The 7,781-nt window shown below is 68.7% G+C and carries 8 protein-coding genes and 4 pseudogenes; 11 read left to right on the forward strand and 1 reads right to left on the reverse strand.

What is annotated here, in order from left to right; translation table 11 throughout:
• The first annotated feature begins 27 nt into the window (after nucleotides 1–27).
• The 11 genes and pseudogenes from DIZ27_RS39165 to DIZ27_RS39215 all read left to right on the forward strand — a co-directional run bounded on the left by DIZ27_RS39165 (nucleotide 28) and on the right by DIZ27_RS39215 (nucleotide 7,186).
• Nucleotides 28–771, forward strand: coding sequence for an HAD family phosphatase (locus DIZ27_RS39165; RefSeq protein WP_109383127.1), 744 nt, complete (start codon nucleotides 28–30; stop codon nucleotides 769–771).
• Nucleotides 768–3,122 (forward strand): glycoside hydrolase family 65 protein, encoded by a 2,355-nt coding sequence (locus tag DIZ27_RS39170; protein ID WP_109383128.1) that lies wholly within the window; start codon nucleotides 768–770, stop codon nucleotides 3,120–3,122. Before DIZ27_RS39165 ends, DIZ27_RS39170 begins: the two co-directional genes overlap by 4 nt.
• A 209-nt stretch (nucleotides 3,123–3,331) precedes the next feature.
• Nucleotides 3,332–3,448: pseudogene (locus tag DIZ27_RS49025) on the forward strand (IS3 family transposase); the annotation flags it as partial.
• A complete protein-coding gene (locus DIZ27_RS47935) occupies nucleotides 3,412–3,660 on the forward strand; it encodes an integrase core domain-containing protein (RefSeq protein WP_375232057.1) in 249 nt (82 codons plus the stop codon). The pseudogene DIZ27_RS49025 and the gene DIZ27_RS47935, both read left to right, overlap by 37 nt.
• Nucleotides 3,661–3,687: 27 nt before the next feature.
• Nucleotides 3,688–3,837 (forward strand): annotated as a pseudogene (locus DIZ27_RS47940) (IS701 family transposase); the annotation flags it as partial.
• Between the two features lie 83 nt (nucleotides 3,838–3,920).
• Nucleotides 3,921–4,592, forward strand: a complete 672-nt coding sequence (gene nthB / locus DIZ27_RS39190) for a nitrile hydratase subunit beta (RefSeq protein ID WP_109383130.1) — start codon at nucleotides 3,921–3,923, stop codon at nucleotides 4,590–4,592.
• Nucleotides 4,589–5,188, forward strand: a complete 600-nt coding sequence (nthA, locus tag DIZ27_RS39195; protein ID WP_109383131.1) for a nitrile hydratase subunit alpha — start codon at nucleotides 4,589–4,591, stop codon at nucleotides 5,186–5,188. Before nthB ends, nthA begins: the two co-directional genes overlap by 4 nt.
• Nucleotides 5,185–5,553, forward strand: a complete 369-nt coding sequence (locus DIZ27_RS39200) for a nitrile hydratase accessory protein (RefSeq protein ID WP_109383132.1) — start codon at nucleotides 5,185–5,187, stop codon at nucleotides 5,551–5,553. The genes nthA and DIZ27_RS39200 overlap by 4 nt, the downstream gene beginning before the upstream one ends.
• Nucleotides 5,554–5,556: 3 nt before the next feature.
• Nucleotides 5,557–5,752 (forward strand): annotated as a pseudogene (locus DIZ27_RS39205) (hypothetical protein); the annotation flags it as partial.
• 242 nt (nucleotides 5,753–5,994) lie between these two features.
• Nucleotides 5,995–6,300 carry a transposase gene (locus DIZ27_RS39210; RefSeq protein WP_109383133.1) on the forward strand — a complete coding sequence of 102 codons (306 nt, stop codon included), beginning with the start codon at nucleotides 5,995–5,997 and terminating at the stop codon, nucleotides 6,298–6,300.
• 70 nt (nucleotides 6,301–6,370) lie between these two features.
• Nucleotides 6,371–7,186 carry an IS3 family transposase gene (locus DIZ27_RS39215; RefSeq protein WP_109383134.1) on the forward strand — a complete coding sequence of 272 codons (816 nt, stop codon included), beginning with the start codon at nucleotides 6,371–6,373 and terminating at the stop codon, nucleotides 7,184–7,186.
• Between the two features lie 307 nt (nucleotides 7,187–7,493).
• Here the strand turns inward: DIZ27_RS39215 and DIZ27_RS46235 are convergent.
• Nucleotides 7,494–7,781, reverse strand: a pseudogene (locus tag DIZ27_RS46235) (hypothetical protein); the annotation flags it as partial.

The following is a 7,781-nucleotide window of genomic DNA, read 5'->3' on the forward strand; positions in this document are numbered from 1 at the left end:
GACCAGCAGAGCGGGCATGGGTAAATCGTGACAAAGCTGGGCCTTCCGGATGTCGTACGTGCCTGCCTGTTCGATCTGGATGGGGTGCTGACCAAGACCGCGGTGGTGCATGCCGCGGCTTGGAAGGAGGCCTTCGACGACTTCCTGCGGCGACGGGACGGTCCCGGTTTCCGGCCTTTCGATGCGATTGCCGACTACGACGAGTACGTCGACGGCCGTCCGCGCGCCGACGGTGTACGGGTGTTCCTGGCCTCGCGCGGCATCGAACTTCCCGAGGGCTCGGACGACGACTCACCGGAGCTGGACACCGTGCACGGTCTCGGCAACCGCAAGAACGCCCTGCTGCTGGAGAAGATCCACACACAAGGTGTCGAGGCGTACGCGGGTTCCGTCCGCTACGTCGAGGCCGTGCGGGCGTCCGGGCTGTCCACCGCCGTGGTCTCCTCGAGCGCCAACGCCTACGACGCCCTGGCGTCGGCCGGTATCGAAGGGCTGTTCGACGTACGGATCGACGGTGTCGTCGCCGCCGAGCGCAAGCTGCCCGGCAAACCGCGCCCGGACACATTCCTCGAAGCAGCGCACGACCTCGGCGTCGAGCCCGGCGCGGCCGCGGTCTTCGAGGACGCGCTGGCCGGCATGGACGCCGGACGGTCCGGCCGCTTCGGATACATCGTCGGAATCGACCGGGTCGGTCAGGCCCAAGCGCTGCACCAGCACGGCGCCGACATCGTCGTGGGCGACCTCGCCGAGCTGCTGGAGGACAGAACGTGATTACTCACTCTGGCTACGTGGTCGAACCCTGGCGGGTGCGTGAGACCGGGCTCCACCGGGATGTCCTGGCGCAGAGCGAATCAGTATTCGCCTTGTCCAATGGCCACATCGGTTGGCGGGGCAACCTCGACGAGGGCGAACCGTACGGCCTGCCCGGCAGCTACCTCAACGGCGTTCACGAGCTGCATCCGCTTCCGTACGCGGAGGCGGGCTACGGTTATCCCGAGTCCGGTCAGACGGTCATCAACGTCACCAACGGCAAGCTGATCCGCCTCTTGGTCGACGACGAGCCGTTGGACCTGCGCTATGGACGGCTTCGGTCGCATGACCGGGTGCTGGATCTGCGCAGTGGGCTGCTGCACCGGACGTGCGAGTGGACCTCGCCGGCGGGCAAGACCGTACGGGTCCGCTCCACCCGCCTGGTCTCCTTCACCCAGCGGGCCGTCGCCGCGATCGCCTACGAGGTGGAACCGCTCGACGATGAGGTGCAGCTCGTCCTTCAGTCCGAACTCGTCGCCAACGAGCAGCTGCCTACCTCGCGCGGCGATCCGCGCGTTTCCGCCGCCCTGGAGTCCCCACTCCGGCCCGAGGAGCACAGCGCCCATGACACGCGGCTGCGCATGGTGCACCGCACCACCGTCAGCGGCCTGCGGGTCGCTGCCGCCGCTGACCACACGGTGCACGGACCGGCGTCCCCTCAGACCTCCGCTGAGAGCAGTGACAACGTGGCCCGACTCACCGTCATCACCGGCCTCGAACCGGGCGAGGTGCTGCGTCTGGAGAAGTTCGTCTCGTACGGCTGGTCGGGGGTGCGCTCGCTGCCGGCCCTGCGGGATCAGGTGGATGCCGCGCTCGCCGGCGCCCGCAGCAGCGGCTGGCCGGGGCTGGTCGACCAGCAACGAGCCTTCCTCGACGACTTCTGGGAACATGCGGACGTCGAGGTCGACGGCGACGCGGAGATCCAGCAGGCCGTTCGCTTCGCCCTCTTCCATGTGCTGCAGGCCGCCGCCAGGGCCGAACAACGGGCGATTCCGGCCAAGGGCCTGACCGGCTCCGGATACGACGGGCATGCCTTCTGGGACACCGAGATCTTCGTCCTGCCACTGCTCACTTTCACCTACCCGCGATGCGTCGCGGACGTCCTGCGCTGGCGGCAGGACACCCTGCACGCGGCGCGGGACCGTGCCCACCAACTGGGCCTGAGGGGCGCTGCCTTCCCATGGCGGACCATTGAAGGGGCGGAGTGCTCCGGCTACTGGCCGGCCGGCACCGCCGCCTTCCACGTCAATGCCGACATCGCCCACGCCGTGATGCGTTACGCCTCCCTCACCGATGACGTGGAGTTCGAGCGAAAAAGCGGCGTGGAACTGCTGGTGGAGACCGCCCGGCTGTGGCACTCCCTCGGGCACCACGACTCCCACGGCCGCTTCCACATCGACGGCGTTACCGGTCCCGACGAGTACAGCGCGCTCGCCGACGACAACGTCTACACCAACCTGATGGCCCAGGAGAACCTCGGGGCCGCCGCCGACGCCGCCGAGCGCCACATGGAACAGGCGGCCGCCCTCGGGGTGGACGAGGAGGAGACGGCGGCGTGGCGGGATGCCGCCAAGGAGATGACGGTCCCCTACAACAACGGGCTGGGAATCCACGAGCAGTCGGCGGGCTTCACCCGCCACCAGGTGTGGGATTTCGCCGCCACCGGACCCGACGACTATCCGCTGATGCTGCACTTCCCCTACTTCGAGCTGTACCGCCAGCAGGTGGTCAAACAGGCGGACCTGATACTGGCGATGTATCTGCGAGGCGATGCCTTCGCCGAGGACCAGAAGGCTCGGAACTTCGCCTACTACGACCCGCTCACCGTTCGGGACTCCTCGCTGTCGGCCTGCGTCCAGGCGGTGATCGCCGCCGAGGTGGGACATCTACGCCTGGCCTACGAGTACCTCGGGGAGGCAGCGCTGATGGACCTGGACGATCTGGAGAAGAACACCCGCGACGGCCTGCACATCGCCTCGCTGGCGGGCTCCTGGATCGCGCTGGTCGCGGGCTTCGGGGGCATGCGTTACCACGGGGAAACGCTGCGTTTCGCTCCCAGGCTGCCCGAGAAGCTCAGTCGGCTGGCCTTCTCCGTCCACGTGCGGCAGCGGTGCCTGCGAGTCGAGATCACCAACTCCGGGGCCACGTACACCCTGATGGAGGGAGAACCGCTTCAGATCAGGCACTGCGGGGAGCCGCTGGTCCTATCGCGCGGCACCCCGCAGACGCGGCCCGTCAAACCACCGACCGCCCTGCCGGAGCCCTCCCAACCGCCCGGACTCAGCCCCGAGCGCCCCACCATGCACGGATAGAAACTGAACCGCCCCGGATCGGATGGAGACTCGATTTCATGAAGGGATCGAGTCATGGCACGACCTTCCCGTTACCCGCTTGAGCTGCGCCGTCGTGCGGTGCGCATGGTCGCCGAGGTGCGCGACGACTACCCGAACGGGACGGTCGCTTTGCAGACGGTGACCGAGAAGCTCGGCATCGGGTCCCGTGAGACGCTGCGGAACTCAAGGAGCGGATCCAGGAGGTCCACACGGCCGACTACCGGGTCTACGGTGCCCGGAAGATCTGGCGCGAGCTGAACCGGCATCGATCGGCTCGGTCGGCGACGCCTACGACAACTCCCTGATGGAATCGACGATTGGCCTGTTCAAGACCGAGCTGATCCAACCCGGCCGGCCCTGGAAGGGGCTCTCCCGGGTCGAGCTCGCCGCCGCCGAGTGGATTGACTGGTACTGCCACCGCGGGCTTCACGGTGAGACAGGCCATGTCCCGCCCGTCGAGTACGAGGCCGACCACTATAGGGAATCCGCGAAACTCCAGGTCACAACCACAATCTGAGATCTCTACCGAACCCGGGGCGGTTCAGTCACCACCGATGTGGGGAAGTCCCGCGCGGACTCCCCGGCGGCGACAGTGTCGAAGCGAGTCTGGCAGAAGCTGTCGGCAGGGGCCGGCGCCAAGGAGCACCGCTTCCACGACTGGGCCGTCATCGATCTGGCCGAACCCCGGACCGGTGGCCCATCAGATGCTGATGGGCCACCGCTTGCTTAAAATTCCAGTAGGTATGACCGCTGTTGCACTCGTATGAGAGTTTTACTGTGGATGGTATTGCCGACATGGGGGGCACCCCGGGTTGGGGTCCCATGCATCCGCCGAGAAAGGGCGAACCGGTCTTCGAGGAGTCCTGGCAGGGCCGGGCATTCGCACTGGCGATTCTCTCCAGCCGCGTTGCGTGCGGCGGCGTCAACCCGGATGCCTTCCGGCACGCACTGGAGCGCCTGGACCGTGTCGCCTACCTGGACGACGGCTATTTTGGCCGCTGGCTCAACGCCGCGGAGCTGATGCTCACCGAAAGCGCCATCCTGGCGCCGTCCGCGATCGACGCCCGTGCCCGCAACCTGCGCGGCGAAGGTGTTGAGGAACCACCGATCCCGGAGCCTGCCCGGCCCGACTACGCGCGGACCGCCGAGGGCTCGCTGCGCACCGTGGACACCACGCCGGCCTTCACCGTCGGTGAGCATGTCCGTGCCAAGGACATGTCGCCGCCCGGGCACACTCGGCTGCCGGGCTATGTGCGGGGGCATACCGGGGTTGTCGAGCGCATCCAGCCCGCCGCCGTGCTGCCGGACACCAACGCCCACTTCCAGGGCGAGAACCCGCAGCACGTCTACTCGGTGCGGTTCGACTCCCGCGAATTGTGGGGCGCCGACGCCGAACCCTTCGCGCTCACCGCAGAGCTGTACGAGAGCTACCTGGAGTCAATCCCATGACCACCACCGGCGGGCCGGACGAGACCCTTCCCGTGGCCCTGCGCACCGAGGCGCTCGAGCAGTTGCTCACCGAGCGCGGCCTGATCGACCCGAAGGTGATGAACGGCATCATCACCGACTACGAGACCAACGTGGGCCCGCTCAACGGTGCCAAGGTCGTCGCCAAGGCATGGACCGACCCGGGCTACCGGCAGCGGCTGCTCGACGACGGCACCGCCGCCATCAAGGAGTTGGGCTTCTCGGGGGCGCAAGGCGAGCACATCGTGGTCGTCGAGAACACCGCGACCACCCACAATGTCGTGGTGTGCACGCTGTGCTCCTGCTACCCGTGGCCGGTGCTCGGCCTGCCGCCGAGCTGGTACAAGGAACCTGCCTACCGCTCGCGGATAGTCAAGGAGCCCCGCACGGTGCTGTCCGAGATGGGACTCGACCTCGCCGACGACGTGCAGATCACCGTTCGCGACTCCACCAGCGAGGTGCGGTGGCTGGTGCTGCCCGAGCGTCCAGTCGGCACTGAGCACCTGACCGAGGAAGAGCTCGTGCCGCTGGTGACCCGGGACGCGATGGTCGGCGTGGCCAAGGTGGTGGCGCCATGACCGCGCCGCTGGACGTCGAGGGCCCGGCTGCGCCGCCCCGTTCCAATGGCGAGTTGGTGTTCGCCGAGCCGTGGGAGAGCCGTGCCTTCGGCATGGCCGTCAGTCTGTACGAGGCAGGCGCGTTCACCTGGCCGGAATTCCAGGCCGCACTGACCGCTCGGATCTCCGCCTGGGAAGCCGGAACAGCCCAGGGCAAGCCCTACAACTACTACCGGCTCTGGCTGGCCGCCCTGGAAGACGTACTCGTCGGCCTGGGGGCCGTGTCCACGGACGAGGTCAACGCACGCATCCAAGCCCTGGCACAGCGCCCCCAAGGCCACGAGCACCGTGACCACCCTGGCGACCACGAACACGGGCGCTACTGAAGCGAGGAAGAGGGCAATGCCGCCCACCGAAAGGTCCGCGCCCGGGTCGAGCACGTCTTCTCCCGGATGAAGAACTACAAGATCCTGCGTGACTGCCGGCAGGCAGCGCGGCGACGGTCTCCACCACGCCGTCCTAGCATGCACAACCTCGCCCTCACCGCATGACCGAACAGGCAGCCAGGCAGCTCAGGCTGCATGATCGGGACTGTAAATCGTCCGGCCCTGTCTCGCTTCCGGTGGTGACGCAGGGTGATGGGGTGGCGCGGTGTCTGTGATGTCGAGGAGCTTGCGGATGTGGTGTTTTTCGGGGCTGGCCCTGCCGGTCATCGAGGGTGTGATCGACGAGGGGAATCGGATACTGGTGCGGGCGCGGACTGAAGCTTCCCCCTGATGTCGGCACCTGGAGACCGGGACGTGAGGTTCCAGAGGAAGTAGTGCCAGGTGGGAAGCAGGAGCAACCGCAGCAGGCGGTATAGGGAGGAGTTCCAGCGCGACGCGGTCGCGCTGGTCCGGTCCTCCGGCAAGACCGTCACCGAGGTCGCCCGGGAGACCGGGGTCAGCGCCGAGGGGCTGCGGAACCGGGTCGAGCAGGACACGATCGACCGCGGGCAGGGGGCGCCGGGCGAGCTGACGAGCGCGGAGCGGGAGGAGGTGCGCCGTCCGCGGCGGCAGAACCGCGAGCAGGCCGAGACGATCGAGGTACTGCGAAAAGCGGCGGTCCTCTTCGCGAAGGAGAGCGATCGATGACCGCGGTGTAGGCGTTCATCGAGGCGGAGAAGACCCCCACCCAGTCGCTCTGCCGGGCCGGCTGCCGAAGGTGGCCCGGTCCTCCTGCTGCATCTGGTTGGCCGGCGAGCAGGCCCGCGCCGCCCGCCGGGCCGCCGACGACGCCCCGGCCCACGAGGTCACCGTGGTGCACAGCGCCTCCCGGTGCACCTCCGGGGTGCCGTGTACCCATGCCGAGTTGCGCAGGCTGGAGTGGCGGGTCGACCGCAAGCGAGTGGAGCGGATCATGCGGGAGCGCGGCATCGCCGGGGTCACCCGGCGCAAGCGCCGGGGCCGCCCGTCCGGCGAAGAGGGCGGTGCCCGCCGCGGACCTGATCGGCCGCGACGGCGCGGCCGAGGCCCCGGGCCAAAACCGGTCGGGGACATCGCCTGCCTCCCCACCGCCGAGGGCCGGCTGTATCGGGTGGCCTGGCTGGACCTGGCCACCCGCGAGATCGTCGGCTGCCCGATGGCCGACCGCCACCGCGCCTTGCCGGTCGTCGACGCGCTGACGATGGCCGCCGGAGGCGGCCGGCTGCAGCCCGGCTACAGCGCGCATTCCGATCGCGGATCGGAGCACGCCTCTGATGAACTCCACCGGGAAACAGGCAGGTCGGGGCTGCCGCAGAGCATGGGCCGCACCGGCTCGTGCTTCGACGATGCCGCCGCCGAGAGCTTCTTCGCGCTGCGCGAAGAGGAGATCGGCACCCGCCACTGGCCCGACCGGGCCACTGCCCGCGCGGAGATCTTCGCCTTCATCGGGACCTTCTACCACCGCGGACGACCGCGGAGGCATCCGGCCCGGGGGTGCCTCACCCTGCTGGAGATCCGACAGCGACACGAGCAGGAACACGCCCTCGCGGCGTGAGCAACGAGTGTCCGGCAGCACGGGGAAAGTTCACCACGGCGAAGGCACAGTGGTGGAACGGCCGACCGGGCTCAGTGTCGACGGCCACGTGACTCCTCTGCGTCCGTTCGCCGAAGCGCCTGTGCAGGGGGACAGGGGCAAGCCGATGTGGTCCCTCATGAACAGCACGCTCATCTCCGGCGCGCACGACGCTGTCCTGGTAGACACGACCGTCACCTTCGGCCGGGCCGGCCGATCGGGCCGAGGGCCACTCCGCCCGTCAGGCCCTGGCCAAGCGCGACTGAGTGGGTTGCCGGCACCTGCGGAGTCAAACTGATCCCATCACGGCAACGCGCGCGTCGGCGTGACCGGCTGCCGCCGCGATGGGCGACTGGAGCCGCCGCACTGCCTCCAGATGGTCGCCGGTCCAGATGATGCGGATGCCGGTCCCCGCCGCCCGCCCGTCCGCATCACGCAGGTCCCGGCGGACCGCCTCGACCAGCCGGGCGTTGCGCTCCCGGTCGGACTCCAGCGGCTCCGGCACCGGCCCTTCGCCCTCCAGCCCCTCGGCCAGACTCTCGTACCACCGGAAGACCCGTTCCGCCATGACCAGCAG

It is taken from the genome of Streptomyces sp. NWU339 (genome assembly GCF_003143855.1).
GTDB lineage: Bacteria > Actinomycetota > Actinomycetes > Streptomycetales > Streptomycetaceae > Streptomyces.